Raw genomic sequence first — 21035 nt, 5'->3', positions numbered from 1 at the left:
CCGTCAAGAACCACATCTCCCGCCTCCTGGCCAAACTCGGCGTCGAGCGGCGCATTCAGGCGGCCGTACTCGCCACCCAGGTCTCGCGGAACGGTGCCGTCGCGGGTCGCGTGCTCCGCGACGACCGGCCCTCGCCGCGCCGCTGAGCGCTCCTCACGCGGTCGGCCCACCGAACGGGACCCCGCTCGACCCGGACACAGGGCCCTTCGGCCCCTGCACGGCCCGTCGTTCCAGGACAACGCTGGAGCGAGGCAGACGGCGAGGCCAACGGCTGTGAGGAGTACCCCGATGAAGACGAAGGACCGGACCCTGGACGCGGCCGCGTTGGAGAAGCTCATCTCCGCGGCGGTGGCCGCACCGTCCATGCACAACACCCAGCCCTGGCGCTACCGGCTGGACTCGGGCACCAGGACACTGGAGCTGCACGCCGCCACCGAGCGCGCGGTACGCCACGCCGACCCCAACGGCCGGGCGCTGCGCATCTCGGCCGGGGCGTCCCTGTTCAACCTGCGCGTCGCCGCCGACCACCTGGGCTGGGAACCCGTTGTCCGCCTCCTGCCGGATCCGGGCGAGCCGACACTGCTCGCCACCGTGCGGCTGGCCGGACCGCCGCGCGCCGATACCCACGGCGGGCGCGACCTCTACGAGGCCATCTGGCGGCGGCACAGCAGCCGCTTCCCGTTCTCCGACCGGCGGCTCCCGGCGGAGGTGGTCAACCAGCTGATCGAGGCCGCGCGTGCCGAGGGCGCCTGCGCGCACTTCCCCGGGACGGACGAGACCTGCCGCCTCCTGGAGCTGACCGCCGAGGGCGAACGCCGCAATCTCGCCGACTCCGAGCGGCGCGGCGAGAGCGACTCGTGGGTCAGGGAACGAGCCGACACGGGGATACCTCCCGGGGCGGTGGGGCCGCTCGACGCGGGGGCCCATCTGCCGATGCGGAGCTTCACCGAGCCCGGCTTCCCGCGGCGTCCCCCGCCCGCCGTCTTCGAGCCCCGGCCGCTCATCGCGGTGCTGACCACGGCGTTCGACGGTCCCGGCGACTGGCTGCGCTCCGGGCAGGCCCTGCAGAGGATCCTTCTCGTGGCCACGGCGAACGGGGTGCGGGCCTCGCTGCTGCACCAGGCGCTGGAGTGGCCCGATCTGCGCTGGGCGCTGCGTGACACCCACGACGGCCCGGAGCACGCGCAAATGCTGATCCGTCTGGGATACGGGCCCAGCGGTCCGACGACTCCGCGCCGCTCCCCCCAGGAGGTGCTGGACGACGGCCCGCGGTGAGCCGTGGCCTCTTGGGCGAGCGGTGACCTTGGGCGAGCGGTGGCCTCTTGGCCGCGCGCCTCGGCCGTGCTCAGTCGTGGGGGACGACCGCTACCGGGCAGAGGGCGTGGTGGATGGCCGCGTGGACCACCGTGCCGAGGTGGGGCGCCAGTGCCGCGGGTTTGCGCTGCCGTCCCACGACGAGCAGTTCGGCGCTCTCCGCCGCGCGGACGACCGCCCGGGCCGGGCTCTCCAGTGCGACATCCTCGATGACGCGGACGGTCAGGTACTTCTTGCGCCACGGTGCGACAGCGCCGCGCAGCTGCTCGCCCGCCTCCTCCGCCAGTTCCTTGGCGGCGCGGGGGTCCACGGCCCACGGGGCGTACGCATGCCGCGGCAGGGTCCTGGAGTGCACCGCCCGCAGGACGGACCCGCGCCGCTGGGCGGCGTCGAAGGCGAAGTCGAGCAGGTCCTCGCACGGCTGGTGCAGCCGCAGCGCGACGACGACGTCCCCGTCACCGCCGAAGACGGGCAGGTCGCCCTCCCGTTTGCGGGACCTGACCAGGACCGTCGGCCCGTCGGCCCGGGCGACGACGTCCTGGGCGAGGCTTCCGACGAAGAAGCGGGAGACAGGGCCTATGCCCCGTGATCCGAGGGCCAGCACCTGCGAGCGCTCGGTCTCGGCCAGCAGCGCCTCGGCGGGGTCCCCGGCCACCATGGCCTCCTCGACGACCACCCCCGGGTAGTCCTCGCGCAGTTGCTTGGCCGCGTCGCGCACGATGCGCCTGGCCCAGTAGCCCTGCACATCCTCCTCGGGAACACCGGGCTCGACGGGCGGCAGCATCACCCACGCGTGCACCAGGCGCAGCGGGACGTGCCGCATGCGCGCCTCGCCGACCGCCCAGTGGGCAGCGATCATACTTTCGGGTGAACCATCCAGACCTACGGTGACGACTGGCTCTGCGGCCCTATCCTCCATGGCCCTCACCTCCATGGCCCTCACCTCCGTGGCCCTTACCTCCGTGTCACGTCGCCGGTGCGTGGCGGCCGGCCGACGCTCTGTCTCGCGTTGTCGGGCTCCTGGAGGGGCCGGGCAGCGGCGGTCAGGGAATGTGCCGTGACGGGGGTCCGCGCACACAGGGCCGCCGGTGGCCGACGGTCCGTCATGCGGGCGTCCACGGCATGCGGTCGAACCGGTCGGCCGTGTGCCATATGGGCGATCCCCGAGTGGCCACATCATCAGTTTTGCGCTAGGGGCCCGTCACCGCCACTCGGGGGCACCGCGCCCGCGCGGCCATGAGGCCATGAAGCCATGGGGCCGCACGGCTCAGGGGACCGCGGGGTTACGCCATTGTCAGGGGGACCCGCCAGGCCAAGGTGGTGCCGCCGCCCGGCGGGGTGGTCAGCCGCAGTTCGCCGCCGTGGCGTCGCGCCCGCTCCGCGAGGTTGCGCAGGCCGCTGCGCCGCCCGCCCGCGGGTACGCCCACCCCGTTGTCCGTGACGGTCAGGGTCAGCTGCCCGCCGTCGCTGACGAGGGCGACCTCGACGCGGTCGGCGTGCGAATGCCGTGCCGCGTTGGCGAGGGCCTCCCCCAGCACCGCCACCGCGTCCGCGGCGACCTCCCGGGGCACCTGTGCGTCCAGCAGGCCCTCCATGCGCAGGCTCGGCGCGAAGCCGAGGACGGCCGCGGCGTCGCCGACCGTCCGGACCGCCCGGGTACGCAGCCCGTGCTGGGCGGCGGTCTCCCTGGACCGCAGACCGAAGATGGTGGACCGGATGATCTTGATGGTCTCGTCCAGGTCGTTGACCGCCCGCTGGACCCGCTCCGAGGCCCCGGTATGGTCGATGAGGCGGTCCGCGCTCTGCAGTGTCATCCCCGTCGCGAACAGGCGCTGGATCGCCAGGTCGTGCAGATCGCGGGCGATCCGGTCGCGGTCCTCCAGCAGGGCGATCTGCTCGGCGCCGCTGCGCCGCTCCTCCAGTTCCATGGCCACCGCGGCCTGCCCCGCGAAGCCGAGCAGCGGCTCGACCTCGTCCTGCGAGAAGGCCGGCCGGCCCCGGTCGCGCACCAGCAACAGCACCCCGCGCACCGCTTCGCCGGACTTGATCGGGGCGGCCACCGCGGGCCCCAGCCCGGCCAGGCGCCGCTGCCCCTCGCGGATCCGGGGGTCGTCGCAGACGTCGTCGCTCATGACCGGCCGGCCCTCGGCGAGGGCGAGGCCGACCAGGCTGCCGTCCACCGGCAGCACGAGGCCTCGATGGCTTTCGGCCTGATGTCCGATGGCGAACTCCACGGTCAGCGCGGCGCCGTCGGCCAGCGGAAGCGCGACCGCGGCCAGCTCGGCGCCCGTGATGTCCTTGGCCAGCTCGGCGATCAGCCCGGTCACCTCCGCCGTCGGGCTGCCGGACATCAGGCCGGTGGTCACCTCGGCGCTCGCCCGCAGCCACCGCTCGCGCCGCATGGACTCCTCGTACAGCCGGGCGTTGTCGATGGCGACACCGGCGGCCACGGCGAGAGTGGACAGCACCGCCTCGTCCTCGGCGTCGAAGTCCGCTCCGCCGCGCTTCTCGGTCAGGTAGAGATTGCCGAACACCTGATCGCGCACCCGGATCGGCACACCCGCGAAGGTGTTCATCGGCGGATGGTTGGGCGGGAAGCCGTAGGAGGCGGGGTGCTCGCGGATGATGGGCAGCCGCAGCGCCTCCGGACGGCGGATCAGCTCGCCCAGGATCCCGTGCCCGGAGGGGAACGGTCCGACGGCGGCGATCTCCTCCTCGGTCATCCCCACGGTGAGGAACTGCGAGTGCGTCCTGCCGTCGCAGCCGATGACCCCCAGGGCGCCGTACTGGGCGTCCACGAGCACCGCGGCCGCCTCGACGATGCGGCGCAGGACATGCTCCAGATCGAGTTCGCGCCCGACGGACAGCACGGCCTCGAGCAGGCTGTGCACGCGGTCCCGGGTGCTTCGGGCGGCGTCGAGCCGGGCCTGGAGCTCCTCCAGCAACTCGTCCAGCCTCAGCTGTGGAAGCCGAACGGGGGCTTCCTCGGCGTTCGCCAACGTCCCTCCTCAAGCCCGCACCCGAGGCCGACGACCGGCCCGGACGCCCTGACACCACCGTATCGGCCGGGGCGGACGGGAATGATCCGGAGTCCCCGGTGGCCGTTTGACGGCACCGCGCGGCCACTGGATGATCGTTCGGCGCCCGAACCGCCGCGGCGGGTATGGGGCCGAACGGCCCCGGGCGGGGACCTGCGGCCTCTCCCGCGTTCCTCGGCAGGCCACCACGCTGAACGGGAAAGCCGGCGCGGCTGCCGGCCGGTGGTTGCCTGGAAGTCCCCCATACGGAGGTAGACGTGACGCAAGGACCCATCACCGTGGGCGTGGACGGCTCCGACGAGTCCCTTTCGGCCGCGGACTGGGCGGCGAGGGAGGCGCTGCGGCGATCGCTGCCCGTACGCCTGGTGCACGGCTGGGAGTGGCAGCCGTCGGCCGAGCCGTCGCTTCCCCCGGGCGATCCGCAGCACCACTGGGCGCAGCGGGTGCTCAGCGGTGCCGCCGAGACCCTGATGGCCCGGTATCCGGGGCTCGAGGTCAGCACGGAGGCGAGTGACGAGACGGCGGTGCCCGCGCTCCTGGAGGCCTGCGGCGAGGCGGAGTTGCTGGTGCTGGGCAGCCGGGGGCTCGCCGGGCTCGCCGGGTTCCTGATCGGCTCGGTGGGCCTGTCGGTGATCGCCAGGACCGGGCTGCCGGTGGTGATGGTGCGGGCCGAGGCCACGGAGGACAAGGAGCATCTGCCGGATACGGCCGGCCGGCCGTCGACGGCGACCGGCTTCCGGGATGTTGTCCTGGGGCTGGACGTCGACCACCCGTGCGAGCCGGTCATCCGGTTCGCCTTCGAGGCGGCGGTCCTGCGCCGGGCGCCGCTGCGGGTGGTCCACACCTGGAACTTCCCGGCCGCCTACCGGTACATGGCCGGGGTGATGACCCCCGAGATCATGGCGGAGTTGGAGACCCGGGCGAAGTGGGGGGTCACGGCGGCGCTCACCCCATGGCGGGAGAGGTTCCCCGATGTGAAGGTGGAGGAGCAGGTCGAACTCGGCCCGGCCCCGGAGCATCTGGTGCGGACGGCGGCCGACGCCTGCCTGCTCGTGGTCGGCCGAAGGACCCGCCGTCCGTCGGTCGGCACCCGCATCGGCCCCGTCGCCCACGCGGCACTGCACCACGCCGGCTGCCCGGTCGCCGTGGTGCCGCACGACTGAGCCGGCACGTCGGCGCCCCGGTGCGGGGGGTGCCCCGGTGCGGGGGGTGTCCCGTGCAAACGTCTCGGTGCCCTGGCAGAAATCTGACGGTCACTACCGTCATCCGTTCCATGATGGCTGCGTCCTAGGCTCCCCTCAACGACCGAGTCGAGGGACGGAGACCAGTGAAGCGCCAGGTGGGACGGGTGCTCGTCGGCATCCTGTCGGTGCCGCTGGCAGCCGCCCTGATCGCCGGGTGCGGTTCCCTGCCCGCGCCGTCGGCGGACGACTCCGCGCACGGCGCCGGGGACGTCCCGGCGCCCGCGCTCAACTTCTTCCACGGCCAGCGGATCGCCTGGAACCCCTGCCCCGACGACCCGAGGACCAAGGAGTCGGACGAAACGGGCTTCCAGTGCGGGTGGTTGAGGGTGCCGCTGGACTACGCCCGCCCCGGCGGTGACGTGCTGGACATGGCGCTGGTGCGCAGGCCCGCGAGCCGCACCGGCAGGAGGGCCGGGACCCTGCTGGTCAATCCCGGCGCTCCCGGCAGCTCCGGGGTCGAGGGGGTGACCTACGGCTTCGCGTCGTTCGGCAGGTCGACGCACGAGCGGTTCGACGTCCTGGGATTCGACCCGCGGGGAGTGGGCCAGACCGCGCCGTCGGCATGCCTGCGGCGCCGCCCCGACCAGTGCCTGGAGCAGTCCCGCGAGGTCCTGCGCCACCGGGGGACCTCCGATGTGGCCCGTGATCTCGAGGTGCTGCGCGCGGTCCTCGTCAGCCCGTGGGCCTCACCCAAGCTGTTCGGCGACCCCCAGTTCCCCGGCGCTTCGGGCCACCCCGGTCCGCAGGGTTGCGGCGAGGGCTCCCGCCCGCCGCGCGTCGCCCGCTCCGGTGGCCATGGCCGTGTCCCGGTCGTGGTCCTGTGCCCCACCGGCCGGGGGGCCGCCCCCGCGTCCTGGTCCCGCAAGGTGGCCTCCGGCCGCGCCGACGCCCTCCTCCTGAGCCCGCCCAGGACCTCGCGCTCGCTCTAGGGCACTCCGCCCGCCGGTTCGCTCCCGGCCATGGCCAGGCGCAGAACCGCCTCGATGCCGCTCGCGTCCGGGGACGCCCCCGTCACCAGTGCCTGCAGGAGCAGGCCGTCGACGCAGGCGCAGAAGGCCTTGACCGCGACGGGGTCGCCGGTGCAGCGGCGGGCCAGGGCGGCGAGGTCGTCCACGCAGCGCTGGGCGGTGGCGCGCAGGGCGGGGCGGCGGGCCGCCAGCAGGTACAGCTCGTACTCGGCGATGACCGGGGCCCGCCCCCGCGCGAGTTCGGCGGCGAGGGTCTCGGCCAGTGCCGCGACCGGGTCGGGGCTCTCGGTGGCCTCGCGCAGCCGCGCCGCGTAGGCGTCCACCGACCGGACGAGCGCCGCGACGAGCAGGTCGTCGATGCTCTCGAAGTAGTACGTGGCCGAGGACGGCGGCTGCCCGGCCTCCTTGGCGACGGCACGGTGGGTCACCCCGGCCACGCCGTCGCGTTCGACGACCCGCAGCGCGGCCTCCAGCAGGAGGGCGCGACGCCGCTCCCCCTTCGCCCGGCGCCCGTCCACCGCCTCGGCGGTCAATGCGCGCCGCCCATCTCCAGGGCGAGCACACCCGCCACCACCAGGGCGATCCCGCCGACCTGGGTCCACGTGAGCTTGTCGCCGAAGCTGATCGCACCGATGACGGCGACGAGCGTCACACCGATGGCCGACCAGATGCCGTAGACCACGCCCAGCGCCATGCCCCTGGTGAGCACGCGGGAGAGCAGGTAGAAGGACACGGAGTACCCGACCAGCACGACGGCCGAGGGCACGATCCTGCTGAAGCCTTCGGAGGAGCGCAGTGCGACCGTTGCCGTGACCTCGGCCGCGATCGCACACGCCAGCAACAGCCACGTCATGCCGCACCCCCTGAGCAGTCGGGCCCGAGTGTCCGGGCGAGAAACTTGGACGTTTGTGCAAGATTCTCGGCTCGGGGCGGCCGGGCGTCAAGTCCTGGGCGCGGAGTGCTCCCCCACGTACTCGGACGCGGCATCGAGCAGCCACTCGGCGAGGTAGCCCGCGAACGACGAGCGCACCAGTACCCAGAACCCGGGCTTGGTCTCGTCCCTGGGCACCAGGACCACCTGCGCCCGTGCCAGCGTGGTCTGCGCGCACCGCCCGGCACCGAACGAGCGGGGATGCAGATCCAGGGAGCAGCCGTGCGCCAGCAGGTCGGTGGCCAGGCGTCCGGCGACCAGGAGCGTGGTGCGCTGCGCCGAGACATCGACGACCGACGCGTGCTCGTCGCCGATCGCCTCGCTCAGCCTGGACGCGAGAGTGTCCCGCGCCGTGGGCGGCCCGACGACCAGCCACTCGTCCGGCCCCAGCCACAGGGCGGCCAGGCCCCCGCCCCGGGTGGCGGTGTTGGGCTCGAGCGGCAGTGGCAGGCCCAGCTCCAGCCGTACGGCGTCGGCCGCGGGCCCCTTGGGGTCGAGGCGCACATTGACCTGGGTGAGGTAGGGCAGCTCCGCCAGGCGCAGCGCTCCGCCGCAACTCCGGGTGGCGGCGGCGAAGCGGGCGTGGACATGCGCCATCGGACTGCGGCGGGTTGCGGTTTCAGCCATCGCGACGGGTCCCCTCGGGGTCGTGGAGAACGGGGCTCGCGACCGTCACCGGCACGACGTGGTCGCCCACCGGTGCGTACAGCCGCTCACCGATGCGGTCGCGCCCACCGCGCACCAGGGCGAGCGCGAAGGTCCGGCCGAGCGCCGCGCTGCGGTAGCTCGAGGTGACATGCCCGAGCATTGGAACGGGAGGCGCCGGGAGCACTTCCGAGTCGATCAGGTGCGCGCCCTCGGGCAGCAGGACCGCCGGGTCGTCGGGCAGCAGGCCGACGAGATGCTTGCGGTCGGGCCTCGCGGTGTCGGGGCGCGAGTGCGAGCGCTTGCCGATGAAGTCGGGCTTCTTCTTCGACACCGCCCAGCCCATCCCGAGGTCCTGGGGGGTCACGGTGCCGTCCGTGTCCTGGCCGATGATCGGGTAGCCCTTCTCGGCCCGCAGGACGTGCATGGTCTCGGTGCCGTACGGGGTGATGCCGAGCCGGCCGCCCGCCCCGAGCAGCGCGTCCCACAGCGCGGGGGCGTCCCACGGCAGGACGTTGATCTCGTAGGCCAGCTCACCGGAGAAGCTGATGCGGCACACACGTGCCCCGATGCCCGCGACGGCGGTGTCGCGCCAGGCCATGAACGGGAACGCGTCATTGTCCACGGCGAGTTCGGGGGCCAGCGAACCCAGCACCTCACGGGAGCGGGGGCCGACCAGGGCGACGGTCGCCCACTGCTCGGTGACCGACGTGCAGTGCACCCGCAGGTGCGGCCACTCGGTCTGGAGCCACTCCTCCATCCAGTCGAGCACGGCGGCCGCGTTGCCCGTCGTGGTCGTCATCAGGAAGCGGTCCTGCGCCAGCCGGATGACCGTGCCGTCGTCGAAGACCATGCCGTCGGCGCGGCACATCACGCCGTAGCGGATCATGCCCACCTTCAGCGTGCTCATCATGTTCGTGTAGAGCAGGTCGAGGAAGATCCCGCTGTCCGGTCCGCGCACCTCGATCTTGCCGAGCGTGGAGGCGTCCATGAGGGCGACACCCTCCCGGGCGGCCCGGCACTCGCGCAGCACCGCGGCAGCCATGTCCTCGCCCTCGCGCGGGTAGTACCAGGGGCGCTTCCACTGCCCGACGTTCTCGAACAGGGCCCCGAGAGCGACGTGCCGGTCGTGCAGCGCGGTCACCCGCACGGGGTCGTGCAGCACCCCGCGGTCGCGTCCGGCGAGGGCCGCGAAGGAGACAGGGGCGTACGGGGCCCGGTAGGTCGTCGTACCCAGCGCGCCGACGTCGACCCCCAGCAGGTGGGCGATGGCGCCGCTCGTGAGCACACCCGAGGTCTTGCCCTGGTCGTTCGCCGTGCCGGCTGTGGTGTAGCGCTTGAGGTGCTCCACCGACGACATCCCGGCACCTGTCGCGCGGGCGAGGTCGGCCACGGTGACATCGCGCTGGAGGTCCACGAAGTGCGTGGCCGAGCCCGCGCCGTCCGGACCCGGCACCACGAACACCGGCAGCGCGGGTGAGCGGGGCTCCTCCGCCGCCCTGGGCAGCGCGAGCGGTTCCTCGACGGCGAAGCCCTCGGCCTCGGTCGCCCGCCGTCCCGCCGCCGCGCCGTCGGCGAGGCACCCGGACAGGTGGAACACCCCCCGGGCGGACCCGGCGACGTCCACGGCCTGCCGGCAGCTGTCCGGCACGAAGGAGCCGAGCTCCGCGTCGTACCACAGCCGCCCGCCCGCCTGGCTGAACAGGTGCACGACGGGGTTCCAGCCGCCGGAGACCAGCAGGAGGTCGGCGGCGACCTCCCGCGGGGCGCCCGACGGCGATCCCCCGTCGAGAGGCGCGACGGTGACCGAGGCGATCCGCCGCTCGCCCTCGGTGCCCACCACCGCGTGCCCGGTCAGGACCTCGATCCCGGCCTGCTCGGCGCGGCGGGCCCACTCCCCCCGCTCGGGGCGGGTGTCGGCCACCGCGGCGATCTCCACCCCGGCCGCGGCCAGGTCCAGCGCGGCCGCGTAGGCGCTGTCGTTGGTGGTGAACACGACCGCCCGGCGGCCGGGGACCGCGCCGTACCGGTTGACGTAGGCGCGGGCGGAGCCCGCCAGCATGACCGCGGGGCGGTCGTTGTCGGCGAAGGCCAGCGAGCGCTCGTGCGCGCCGGTCGCCAGGACCACCCGCCGCGCCCGGATCCGCCAGACCCGCTCACGGGAGAGGTGGGCCGGGGCGAGCGGCCCGAGGTGGTTGGTGCGGCGCTCCACGGCGACCAGGTGGTTGTCGTCGTAGTAGCCGAAGACGGTGGTGCGGCGCAGCACCCGCACCTCGGGCGCCGCCTCGAGAGCGCGCCCGACCTCGGCGGCCCACTCGGCGGCCGGGCAGCCGTCGAGCACCTCGCGGGTGCCGAGCAGGCTTCCTCCGAGTTCCGGCTGGTCGTCGGCGAGGACGACGCGCGCCCCGCTCCTGGCGGCGGCCGCCGCGGCGGCCAGGCCCGCCGGGCCCGCGCCCACGACCAGCACGTCGCAGTGCGCGTGCACGGCGTCGTAGCGGGCGGGGTCGGGGTCGGCCGACAGCCGTCCCTGCCCGGGCAGCCCGCTCGCCACCAGCCCGTCGAAGAGCTCGACGGTGGTGGCGGGCAGCATCGGCTCCGGGAAGGGCGCCTCGATCTGCACGACGGCGTTGGGCTCCTCCACTCCGGCGGAGAAGATGCCGCGGGGGCGGCCGAGCTTGATGCTCGTGCCGGTCATGTGGACGCCGTTGGCGAGCAGGGCGGAGGCGAGGGTGTCGCCCCGGTAGCCCTGGTACCGCACTCCGTCGAAGACGAAGCCCACCGGCTCGTCGCGCGAGACCCGTCCGCCCTCGGGCAGTCGGAACGCCTGCGGGGTCATGCGATCACCGGCCTTGGCTCCCCGGCCCGGTAGACGGCGAGGATCTCGTTGGAACTCGTGTCCCGGACGGCGTTGAACCAGCGGCGGCAGCCGTCCGCGTGGCTCCACCGCTCGGGATGGGGCCCCTTGGGGTTGTCACGGAAGAACAGGTACCGGGCCCACTCCTCGTCGGTCAGGGCGGCCGGGTCCTCGGGATAGGGCACGTGCGCCTGGCCGCCGTAGTGGAACTCGGCCTCGTCGCGAGGCCCGCACCAGGGGCATGGGATGAGCAGCATCGTCGGGCTCCTCAGTGGGCCACCGCGGCCGCGCCGTGCTCGTCGACGAGCGCGCCGGTGGTGAAGCGGTCGAGCGTGAAGGGGGCGTTGAGGTGGTGGGGCTCGTCGTGGGCGATCGTGTGGGCGAGGGCCCAGCCGACCCCCGGTGTGGCCTTGAAGCCGCCGGTACCCCAGCCGCAGTTGAGGTAGAGGCGGTCCACGGGGGTGAGTCCGACGATCGGGGAGGCGTCGGGGCTGACGTCGACGATTCCGCCCCAGGTGCGCAGGACGTGGGCGCGGGCGAAGACGGGGAACAGCTCCAGGGCGGCGGACATCTGCTCTTCGATGATGTGGAAGGCGCCGCGCTGGGTGTAGGAGTTGTAGGCGTCGATCCCGGCGCCCATCACCAGTTCGCCCTTGTGCGCCTGGCTGACGTACACGTGCACCGCGTTGGACATCACGACGGTGGGGTGCACCGGCTCCAGCAGTTCCGAGACCAGCGCCTGCAGCGGATGGCTCTGCAGGGGCAGGTCGAATCCCGCCATCGAGGCCAGGACCGAGGAGTGTCCGGCCGCGCACAGGGCGACCTTGCCCGCGGAGATCGGGCCGAGCGAGGTCCGCACCCCGGTCACCCGGCCGTCCTGGACGTCGATGCCGGTGACCTCGCAGTTCTGGATGAGGTCGATGCCCGCCGCGTCGGCGGAGCGTGCCAGGCCCCATGCGACGTGGTCGTGCTTGGCGATGCCCGCCCGCGGCTGGTAGGTCGCTCCCATGACGGGGTAGCGCACGTCCGGGCAGACATTGACGATCGGGCAGACGTCCTTGACCTCCCGGGGGTCCAGCCAGTGCGCGTCCACCCCGTTGAGCCGGTTGGCGTGGACCCGGCGCACGCTGTCGCGCACGTCCTGGAGGCTGTGCGCGAGGTTGAGCACCCCGCGCTGGCTGAACAGGATGGGGTAGTCGAGTTCCTCCTCCAGCCCCTCCCACAGCTTGAGCGCGTGCTCGTAGATCCCCGAGCTCTCGTCCCACAGGTAGTTGGAGCGGATGATGGTGGTGTTGCGGGCCATGTTGCCGCCGGCGAGCCACCCCCGCTCCAGCACCGCGACATCGGTGATGCCGTGGTTGCGTGCGAGGTAGTGGGCCGTGGCCAGGCCGTGGCCGCCTCCGCCGACGATCACCACGTCGTAGGAGCGCTTGGGCTCCGGGGAGCGCCACAGCCACTCGGGGTGTTCGGGGAGGTCGGCGCCCGGCGTGCGAGGGCTCATCGCGGGTCTCCTGACAGATGCGGGTGGGGCCGGTGGAAAGGGGGGCCTGGCGTCTAGCCGCGCAGCCGCTTCATGGACGGGTCGAACAGCGGCTCCTCGGCGACGACCGCCGCTGTCCGCCGGTCGAAGTAGCCGATGTCGAGCGGCCGTCCGGGGGTGGCGAGCTCCGCTGGCAGCCAGGCGTAGGCGATGCCCTTGCCGATCGTGTAGCCGTAGGCGGCGCTGGTGACGTAGCCGACCGGGCGGTCGCCGTCGTAGACGGGCTCCTTGCCCATCACCACGGAGGCCGGGTCGTCGATGGTGAGGCAGGTGAGGCGGCGGCGTACGTCGGCTCCTCTGCGCTCGAGCGCGTCGCGGCCGAGGAAGTCGCCCTTGTCCATCTTCACGGCGAAGCCCAGACCGGCCTCGTAGGGGTCGTGCTCGAAGGTCATGTCGGTGCCGAAGGAGCGGTAGCCCTTCTCCAGCCGCAGGCTGTTGAACGCGCCACGGCCCGCCGCGATGCCCCCGTGCGGCCTCGCCGCCTCCCAGAGCGTGTCCCACAGCTTCAGTCCCATGTCTGCGGTGGTGTACAGCTCCCAGCCGAGCTCTCCGACGTAGGACAGGCGCATCGCGGTGACCGGGACGGCGCCGATGTGGGCGCGCCTGGCCCGGAAGTAGCGCAGGCCCGCGTTGGAGAAGTCCTCGTCGGCGAGCGGCTGGAGCACCTCGCGGGCCTTGGGCCCCCACAGTCCGATGCAGCAGGTGCCGGCGGTGATGTCGCGCACGGCCACCGAGCCGTCGTCAGGCAGGTGCCGGGTGAACCAGTCGAGGTCGAGGTTGCCGTTGGCTCCGACCTGGAAGTGGTCGCGTCCGAGCCGCGCCACCGTGACGTCGCCGCGAATGCCGCCGTCCACGTCCAGCATGAGGGTGTAGGTCACCGAGCCGGTCGATTTGTCGACGTTGGCCGTGGTCAGGTACTGGAGGAACGACGCCGCGCCGCGGCCGGTGACGTCGATGCGCTTGAGCGCCGTCATGTCGTACATGGCGACGCCTTCGCGGGTGGCCTGCGCCTCGGCGCCCACGACGGGCGACCAGTAGCGGGCCGCCCAGTCGTTCGGCGTGGGGATCTCGCGCCCGGCCAGCAGGGGCTCATTGGCCGCGTACCACTGGGGACGCTCCCACCCGGAGGCCTCCAGGAAGAACGCCCCCAGTTCCTCCTGGCGGGCGTGGAACGGGCTGGTGCGCAGCGGCCGCGGGGCCCCGCTCGGCTGGAGCGGGTGGAGGATGTCGTAGACCTCGACGAAGTTCTGGCAGTCGCGGGCGAGCACGTACTCGGGGGCGAGCTGGTGCGGCTCGAAGCGGTTGACGTCGCACTCGTGCAGGTCGAACGACGAGCAGTGGCCGTCGACCAGCCATTCGGCCATGGCGAGTCCGACGCCCGCGGAGTGGGTGACCCACACCGCCTCGGCCACCCAGAAGCCCTTCACCTCGGGTGACTCGCCCAGCAGCGGCATCCCGTCGGTGGTGAAGGAGAACAGGCCGTTGATGCCCTCCTCCACCTTGGCCTCGCGGGTCGCGGGAAGGAGCGCCTGGGTCTGCGCCCACGCCTCGGCGAAGTCGTCCTCGGTGAACCGCAGCACCGAGGGCATGGTCTCCGCCTCGTGGACCGAGGCGATGTCCTCCGCGCGGACCGGCATGGGGCGGTGGCCGTAGTAGCCGATGCCGAGCCGGTCGTAGCGGTCGCGGTAGTACAGGTCGGCGTCCTGGTGGCGCAGGATGGGGCGGACGGCCTCGGCGGTCTGCCCGGCCAGCGCGGGGACCGGACCGGTCCACGCGAGTTGGTGCCCCAGCGGCGTCAGCGGCAGGTTCATCCCCACCATGCGGGCCACCTTCGGCCCCCAGATGCCGGCGCAGCACACGACGAGGTCCGCCGGGATGTCCCCGCGGTCGGTGACGACCGCGGTGACCCGGGAGCCGTCACGGGTGCCGTCGGCCTGCGTGCGGATGTCCAGGACCTCGTGGCGGCCCAGGAAGCGCACCCCGCGCTCCTCGGCGCGGCGGATCTGCGCCTCGATGGCGGGGACCGCCTTGGCGAGTCCGTCGGTGGGCACCAGCAGGCCCCCGAGCACCCGCTCGCGGTCCACCAGGGGATGGAGCTCCACGCACTCGTCCGGGCCGATCAGCCGGGCCTCGACGCCCCAGGCGGTGACCCAGCCGTGGCGGCGCCGCAGCTCGGTGAGCCGCTCGGGGGTCGTGGCGATCTCGAGCCCTCCCACCTGGAGGAAGCACGGCTGCCCGTCGAGGTCGAGGGCGCGGAGCTTCTCGACGGTGTAGCGGGCCATCTCGGTCATGGTCTTCGAGGCGTTCGCCTGGAAGACCAGGCCAGGGGCGTGCGACGAGGAGCCGCCGGCGGCGGGCAGCGGCCCCTGGTCGACGACCGTCACATCGGTCCAGCCTCGGGTCGACAGCTCGTCGGCCAGCGCCGCACCCACGACGCCCGCACCGATGACGACCACACGCGGTCCCGCCATCACCAAACCTCCAGTTGCTGTTAGCGCAACATGATTCAGGTTGCGCAACTCACATTGCCGGGCGTCCCCGGTGGTGTCAAGGGGTGCGTTCGTGCCGGAAGACAGCCCGGGAGCGGGCGGTGGGGAACGGGCGGGAGCGCACACGCGAACGCCGTGCCCGGCGGGCTGTGGCAGCAGCCCGCCGGGCACGGCGGCACTCGTGTTCAGCGGTCCGACGCGGGGTGGGCGGACGCGCTCGGGGCACGGCTACCTAGGGGAGCCAGCTCTTGACCTTCGTCCGGTTGGCGTCGACCCACTTCTTCGCCGCGGCCTCGGGGGACATCTTGTCCTGGGCGATGTACTTGGCCACCAGGTTCTGGTCCTCATTGGTCCACTCGAACTTCTTCACCAGGTCGAAGGCGGGGCTGCCCGAGGTGGAGAACTTCTTGCTCACCACCTTGTCCAGCAGATAGCCGGGGTAGTCGCAGGCGACCTTGTCCGGGACGCTGTCGCAGCCGTCCGTGTACTTCGGCAGGTCGACCTTCGTGAGCTTCAGCTCCGAGAAGAGCCACTGCGGCTCGTAGAAGTAGCCGATGACCGGCGTCTTCTTCGCCTCGGCCTGGCGGAACGCCTGGATGAGCGCGGCCTCGCTGCCGGCGTAGACGACCTTGTAGTCGAGCTTCAGATTCTTCACCAGGGCGCCGTCATTGGTGACGAAGGACGGGTCGCCGTCCAGCAGCTGGCCCTTGCCACTCGACTCGGACGTCTTGAACAGGTCGGCGTACTTGTTCAGGTTCTTCGAATCGGTGATGTCCGGGTACTTCTTCGCCATCCACGGCGGCACGTACCAGCCGATGACTCCCGTGTTGCCGGTCTCACCCGCCGACACGGCGGTCTTCTGCTGATCGATGTACTTCTTCTTCAGATCGTCGTGGCCCCAGTTCTCCACGACGGCGTCCACCTCGCCGGTGCCGAAGCCCTGCCAGGCGACCTCCTCCTTGAGGTCCTTCTTCGTCACCTTGCAGCCGAGGTCCTTCTCGGCGACATAGGCGATGACAGCCGCGTTGGCCTCGTAGCCCACCCAGGGGTTGACGGCGAGGTTGAATGTGCCGCACTTGCCCTTGCCGCCGCCCGTGGAGTCCGAGGACCCGCCGACCTTCGCGCCGCCGCACCCGCTGACCACCAGAGCCAGCGCCGCCGCACCCGCCAGGGCGGCGAACCGCCCCGCCGGCCGACGACCTGTGACCATGTGTCTTACCACCTGTCCTGCCCTCCTTGCTCAGCGCCCGCTCGGCGCTCCAGCGGCCCGTTGGGCCGCAGCTTGAGTGATCCGGTCGAACATGACCCCGAGCAGGACGATGGCCAGCCCGGCCGCCAGGCCCTTGCCGTACAACTGGCCCTGCGAGAACCCGGCCACCACGTCGTAGCCGAGGGCCCCCGCCCCCACCAGGCCGCCCACGACGACCATCGACAGCACATAGATCAGGCCCTGGTTCGTTGCGAGGGTCAGCGACTTGCGCGCCATCGGGAGCTGCACCTTGGTGATCGTCTGCCATGTGCTGGACCCGGCCGCCGTCGCGGCCTCGACGGCTGTCTCGGGCACCCCCCGTATCCCGTCGGCGATGATCTTCATCGTGACCGGGGCCGCGTAGACGATCGCGGCGACGATCGCCGTGAACCGGGTCGCGCCGAACAGGGCCAGGAACGGCACCAGGTAGACGAACGCGGGCATCGTCTGCCCCGCGTCGAGGACCGGCCGGATCAGCCGGTCGGCCATGGCGCTTCGCCCCATCCAGACGCCCACCACGACGCCGAGGGCCATCACGATCACCGTGGCCACCAGGCTCGACGCGAGCGTCGTCATGCTGTCGCGCCACAGGCCGGAGGCGACGATCAGGGCCACGCACACCGCCGCCGTGGCTCCTGCGCGCCATCCCCCCAGCACCGCGCCGAGGGCCACGAGGACCGCTCCCACGAGCCACCACGGCGAGCCGGTGAGCACATCCTCGAACGGGTTGAGAAGCGCCGTGGTCATGGCGTCGCGCAGACCGTTGGTCGCACCGGACAGGTTGCTCTGGGCCCACCGGGTCACCGAGTCCGCCGTGCGGGCGATGTCGTCGCCGAGACCGGCGCCCTCGGGGAACTGCGAGGCCCATACATAGGTGTAGGACAGCCAGACGCACACCGCGGTGACCACTCCCGCGCCCACGAGCCCCGCGCGGCGCCGCCGCACCGAGTTCCGCGAGGCGCGTCCGGCCACCTCGGCGCGCACACTCGCCGCCGTGGTCACCCGGTCGAGCACGATGGCCATCACCACGATGGCCAGACCCGCGTTGAACGCCACACCGACGTCCAGCGTCTCCAGCGCCTTGACGACCGTCTTGCCGAGGCCGGGGGCGTCGATGAGCGCGGCGATGGTGACCATGGACAGGGCCGCCATGATCGTCTGGTTCACACCGAGCACGATCGTCCGCTTCGCCATCGGCAGCAGCACCTTGGTGAGCGTCTGACGCCGTGTCGAGCCCAGGGACTCGGCCGCCTCGACCGTCGTGTGCGGCACGGAGCGGATGGCGTGGGCCGTGATGCGCACCGCCGGGGGTGTCGCGTAGATGAGTGTGGCGATCGTCGCGGACGCCGGACCGATGAGGAAGAACAGTGTCAGCGGCGCCAGGTAGACGAACGTCGGCATGGTCTGCATGAAGTCGAGCACGGGTGTCACCAGGCGGTTCACCCGCGAGGACAGCCCCGCCCACACCCCGATCGGGATGCCGATGAGGAGCGAGACGAACACCGCCGACAGCGTCAGCGCCAGCGTGTCCATGCTCTCCTGCCACAGGCCCTGCAGCCCGAAGAAGACAAAGCCGCCGACGGCCAGCGCCGCGACCCGCAGATTGCCCAGCGCCCAGGAGGCGTACCCGGCGATCGCCACCACGCCCAGCCAGCCGATCGCGGGGACCGGGCGGCCGAACGACGGCTGGGAGATCAGCCCCTGGAAGAAGGTGACCAGGTTGTCGATGACCAGCCGGATCTCGTTGAAGAAGTAGAGGAACAGCGGGTTGCTGTTGCGGTCGGCGCCGATGGCGTCGTTGAAGTCGTTGAACCACCGGTGCAGCGAGGTCAGGTCGGAGGTCCCCAGCTCCAGCGTCTGATGGCCGCGCAGGATCAGCCACAGGACCAGCCAGCCGGCGACGATGGCGGCAACGGCGATCCGGCGGGTGTTGCGCACGGGCGCCGGCCGCGCGGTGGCGCGCTCGGTGAGGACGGCCATCACTCGCCTCCGCCGGTCCCGGCGACGACGGCGAGGATCTCCTCGTTGCCGACGATGCCCAGCAGCTTCCCTTCCTCGACCACCTTCAGGGGGCGGTCCGCGGCGAGCACCGCGGACGTCGCCTCGCGGACCACGACGTCGGGGCCGAGCTCCGGCCCGTCGAGGGCGTCCTCGGGCCGGACCGGGCGCATGATCCAGCGCAGCGTCAGCACATGGGAGCGCGGGACGTCGCGCACGAACTCCTTGACGTAGTCGTCGGCGGGGGCACCGACCAGTTCGTCTCCCGTACCGCACTGGACCATCCGGCCGTCACGCATGATCAGGATGCGGTCGCCGAGCTTGAGCGCCTCGGAGAGGTCGTGGGTGATGAACACCATGGTCTTGCCGACCTCGTGGTGCAGCCGGATGACCTCGTTCTGCATGTCCCGCCGGATCAGCGGGTCGAGCGCGGAGAACGGCTCGTCGAAGAAGAGGACGTCCGGGTCTCCGGCCAGCGCCCGGGCGAGGCCGACACGCTGCTGCATACCCCCGGAGAGCTGGTCGGGGTAGGAGTGCTCGTACCCGGCGAGGCCGACGAGTTCGACGACCTCCTGGGCGCGCCGGGTGCGCTCGGCCCGGCCGGTGCCGCGGATCTCGAGCCCGTAGGAGACATTGTCGAGGACCCTGCGGTGGGGCAGCAGACCGAAGTGCTGGAAGACCATGGAGAACTTGTGCCGCCGCAGCTCGCGCAGCCTCTTCTCGTCGGCGGCGCGGATGTCCTCGCCCTCGAAGACGATCTCGCCGGTCGTCGGCTCGATCAGCCGGGTCAGACATCGCACCAGGGTCGACTTGCCCGAGCCGGACAGGCCCATGACGACGAAGACCTCGCCGGGCGAGACGTCGAAGCTCACATCCCGCACCGCGGCGGTGCACCCGGTGCGGTCCATGAGGTCGCGGCGGGAGAGCCCGCACAGCTCCGGGGTGTCCGGCACCCGATCGGCCTTCGGGCCGAACACCTTCCACAACCCGCGCACGGAGACCACCGGAGCCCTGTCCCCGGACCCGTCACGCCGCGCGGGCGGCACCGTCCCTGTCCTGGCTGCGGCCGGGCCTGGAGCCAGGTCGACCGGTGTCTTCTCGGTTCCTGCGGTCACTGTCGACCTCTCTTCGGGTGGGGCGTGGCCCTCGCTCCGGTCCGGGCGGTTCCGCGGTGCTCCGCGGGGTCTGCCACGGCCGCTCAGCCGCTGAACCAGCGCTGCGGCCGGGGTTGGATGTTGTGCCAGATGTGCTTGGGTTCGCGGTACTCCTCCAGGCCGGTCGGCCCCAGTTCGCGGCCGACACCCGAATGCCCGAAGCCGCCCCACTCCGCCTGCGGCACATAGGGGTGGTAGTCGTTGATCCAGACCGTGCCGTGGCGCAGCCGCCGGGCCACGCGCTGGGCCCTGCCCGCGTCCTGCGTCCACACCGCTCCGGCGAGCCCGTACTCCGTGTCGTTGGCGATGCGCACGGCCTCGTCCTCGCCGGAGAAGGTCTCCACGGTGAGCACCGGGCCGAAGGACTCCTGGCGCACCACGGTCATGTCGCCGCGGCACCCGTCCAGCACGGTCGGCAGGTAGTAGAAGCCGCCCTCCAGCGCGGGGTCGTCCGGCCTGCGGCCGCCGCATCGCAGCACGGCGCCCTCGGCGAGCCCGGCGGCCACGTAGGACTCGACCTTCGACCGGTGGGCCCCGGAGACCAGGGGGCCGGTCTCGGCGTCGTTGTCGAACGGGCCTCCCAGCCGGATCAGCCCGGCGCGCCGCACCACCTCGTCCACGAAGGCGTCGTGCAGCGAGTCCTCGACGATCAGGCGCGCTCCGGCCGAGCAGACCTGGCCGGAGTGGACGAAGACGGCCGTCAGGGCGAAGTCGACGGCGGTCTCGAAGTCGGCGTCGGCGAAGACGACATTGGGGTTCTTGCCGCCGAGTTCCAGGGCCACTTTCTTCACCGTGGCGGCGGCCGTCGCCATGATCCGCCTGCCCGTCTCCAGGCCGCCGGTGAACGAGACCATGTCGACGCCCGCGTGCTCGGCCAGCGGGGCGCCGACCTCGGGGCCGGTGCCCAGGACGAGGTTGGCGGCGCCGGCGGGCAGCCCGGCCTCCTCCAGCGCCCTCATCAGCAGGATCGCGGTGGAGGGGGTGAGCTCGCTCGGCTTGAGGACCAGGGTGTTGCCCGCGACGAGCGCGGGAGCGACCTTCCATGACGCCTGGAGCAGCGGGTAGTTCCAGGGGGTGATCAGTGCGCACACGCCCACCGGCTCGTACTCGACCCGGCTGATGGCGTCGTCGCGGCCGGTGTCGACGACCCGGCCCGCGCTGGTGCCGGCGATGCCGCCGTAGTAGCGCAGGCACCCCACCACGTCGGCGATGTCGTACTCGCTCTCCACCAGGCGCTTGCCGGTGTCGAGGGACTCGGCGCGGGCGAACAGCTTCGCGTCGCGCTCGATGACGGCGGCGGCCCTCAGCAGCAGGGCTCCGCGCTCGCGTTCCGGGGTCCTGGGCCAGGGGCCCTCGTCGAAGGCCCGCCGAGCTGCGAGGATCGCGGTCTCGGCGTCGGCCGTCGTCCCCTCGGACACGGTCGCGACGAGGGTGCCGTCCGCGGGACAGCGAATCTCGCGGTGGCCGCCTGCCACCGCGTCGCGCCATTCGCCGTCGAGATACAGATCTGCCACGCGCGGAACCCTTCGGAGTGGGACGTCGCTGCGTCTTCGTTGCGTATCACGCACCGCATTTCTTGGTGGGGAACACCATCGCCCAAGGGGTTACACA

At 72.4% G+C, this 21035-nt stretch carries 14 protein-coding genes and 1 pseudogene; 3 read left to right on the top strand and 12 right to left on the bottom strand.

All coding sequences use genetic code 11. From position 1 onward, the window contains the following. Positions 1-288 precede the first annotated feature (288 nt). Entirely contained in the window at positions 289-1275 is a 987-nt protein-coding gene (locus IEY86_RS31715) for an Acg family FMN-binding oxidoreductase (protein WP_189135370.1), read from the top strand. A gap of 70 nt (positions 1276-1345) precedes the next feature. Here IEY86_RS31715 and IEY86_RS31710 read toward each other — a convergent pair whose 3' ends face one another. Together IEY86_RS31710 and IEY86_RS31705 are read right to left on the bottom strand one after the other, a co-directional pair. Beyond that, positions 1346-2233, bottom strand: a complete 888-nt coding sequence (locus tag IEY86_RS31710; protein WP_189135374.1) for a universal stress protein — start codon at positions 2231-2233, stop codon at positions 1346-1348. A 364-nt stretch (positions 2234-2597) separates the two neighbouring features. Continuing rightward, the gene (locus IEY86_RS31705) at positions 2598-4313 is read right to left on the bottom strand and encodes a GAF domain-containing sensor histidine kinase (protein WP_189135369.1); all 1716 of its coding nucleotides are present in this window, start codon (positions 4311-4313) and stop codon (positions 2598-2600) included. A 296-nt stretch (positions 4314-4609) separates the two neighbouring features. Between IEY86_RS31705 and IEY86_RS31700 the strand changes: the two genes are divergently transcribed. Together IEY86_RS31700 and IEY86_RS31695 are read left to right on the top strand one after the other, a co-directional pair. After that, positions 4610-5515 carry a universal stress protein gene (locus IEY86_RS31700; protein ID WP_189135368.1) on the top strand — a complete coding sequence of 302 codons (906 nt, stop codon included), beginning with the start codon at positions 4610-4612 and terminating at the stop codon, positions 5513-5515. 164 nt (positions 5516-5679) lie between these two features. Beyond that, positions 5680-6525: an alpha/beta fold hydrolase gene (locus IEY86_RS31695; RefSeq protein WP_189135367.1), complete on the top strand. Its 846-nt coding sequence runs from the start codon at positions 5680-5682 to the stop codon at positions 6523-6525. Here the strand turns inward: IEY86_RS31695 and IEY86_RS31690 are convergent. The 10 genes and pseudogenes from IEY86_RS31690 to IEY86_RS31645 form a co-directional block, all read right to left on the bottom strand. Continuing rightward, positions 6522-7097 carry a TetR/AcrR family transcriptional regulator gene (locus tag IEY86_RS31690; RefSeq protein ID WP_189135366.1) on the bottom strand — a complete coding sequence of 192 codons (576 nt, stop codon included), beginning with the start codon at positions 7095-7097 and terminating at the stop codon, positions 6522-6524. The genes IEY86_RS31695 and IEY86_RS31690 overlap by 4 nt on opposite strands. Continuing rightward, positions 7094-7417 carry a DMT family transporter gene (locus IEY86_RS31685; protein ID WP_189135365.1) on the bottom strand — a complete coding sequence of 108 codons (324 nt, stop codon included), beginning with the start codon at positions 7415-7417 and terminating at the stop codon, positions 7094-7096. Before IEY86_RS31685 ends, IEY86_RS31690 begins: the two co-directional genes overlap by 4 nt. 87 nt (positions 7418-7504) lie before the next feature. Next, the gene (locus tag IEY86_RS31680; RefSeq protein ID WP_189135364.1) at positions 7505-8122 is read right to left on the bottom strand and encodes a sarcosine oxidase subunit gamma; all 618 of its coding nucleotides are present in this window, start codon (positions 8120-8122) and stop codon (positions 7505-7507) included. After that, positions 8115-11251: pseudogene (locus tag IEY86_RS31675) on the bottom strand (sarcosine oxidase subunit alpha family protein). The gene IEY86_RS31680 and the pseudogene IEY86_RS31675 overlap by 8 nt, the downstream one beginning before the upstream one ends. An 11-nt stretch (positions 11252-11262) precedes the next feature. Next, positions 11263-12495 (bottom strand): sarcosine oxidase subunit beta family protein, encoded by a 1233-nt coding sequence (locus IEY86_RS31670; RefSeq protein WP_189135363.1) that lies wholly within the window; start codon positions 12493-12495, stop codon positions 11263-11265. Between the two features lie 53 nt (positions 12496-12548). Further along, positions 12549-15005: a GcvT family protein gene (locus tag IEY86_RS31665; protein WP_189135362.1), complete on the bottom strand. Its 2457-nt coding sequence runs from the start codon at positions 15003-15005 to the stop codon at positions 12549-12551. 250 nt (positions 15006-15255) lie between these two features. Beyond that, the gene (locus tag IEY86_RS31660; RefSeq protein WP_189135361.1) at positions 15256-16233 is read right to left on the bottom strand and encodes an ABC transporter substrate-binding protein; all 978 of its coding nucleotides are present in this window, start codon (positions 16231-16233) and stop codon (positions 15256-15258) included. Between the two features lie 30 nt (positions 16234-16263). Beyond that, positions 16264-18252, bottom strand: coding sequence for an ABC transporter permease (locus IEY86_RS31655; protein ID WP_189135360.1), 1989 nt, complete (start codon positions 18250-18252; stop codon positions 16264-16266). Then, complete coding sequence (locus tag IEY86_RS31650) at positions 18252-19316, bottom strand: quaternary amine ABC transporter ATP-binding protein (protein ID WP_189135373.1); 1065 nt, start codon at positions 19314-19316, stop codon at positions 18252-18254. Before IEY86_RS31650 ends, IEY86_RS31655 begins: the two co-directional genes overlap by 1 nt. A 152-nt stretch (positions 19317-19468) precedes the next feature. Beyond that, on the bottom strand, positions 19469-20938 hold the full coding sequence (locus tag IEY86_RS31645; RefSeq protein ID WP_189135359.1) for an aldehyde dehydrogenase family protein: 1470 nt from the start codon (positions 20936-20938) through the stop codon (positions 19469-19471). Positions 20939-21035: the final 97 nt, after the last annotated feature.

It is taken from the genome of Wenjunlia tyrosinilytica, from assembly GCF_014646055.1.
Lineage (GTDB): Bacteria > Actinomycetota > Actinomycetes > Streptomycetales > Streptomycetaceae > Wenjunlia > Wenjunlia tyrosinilytica.
Note: the sequence above shows the minus strand (reverse complement) of the source record. Positions and strands in the feature narration are given on the sequence as shown.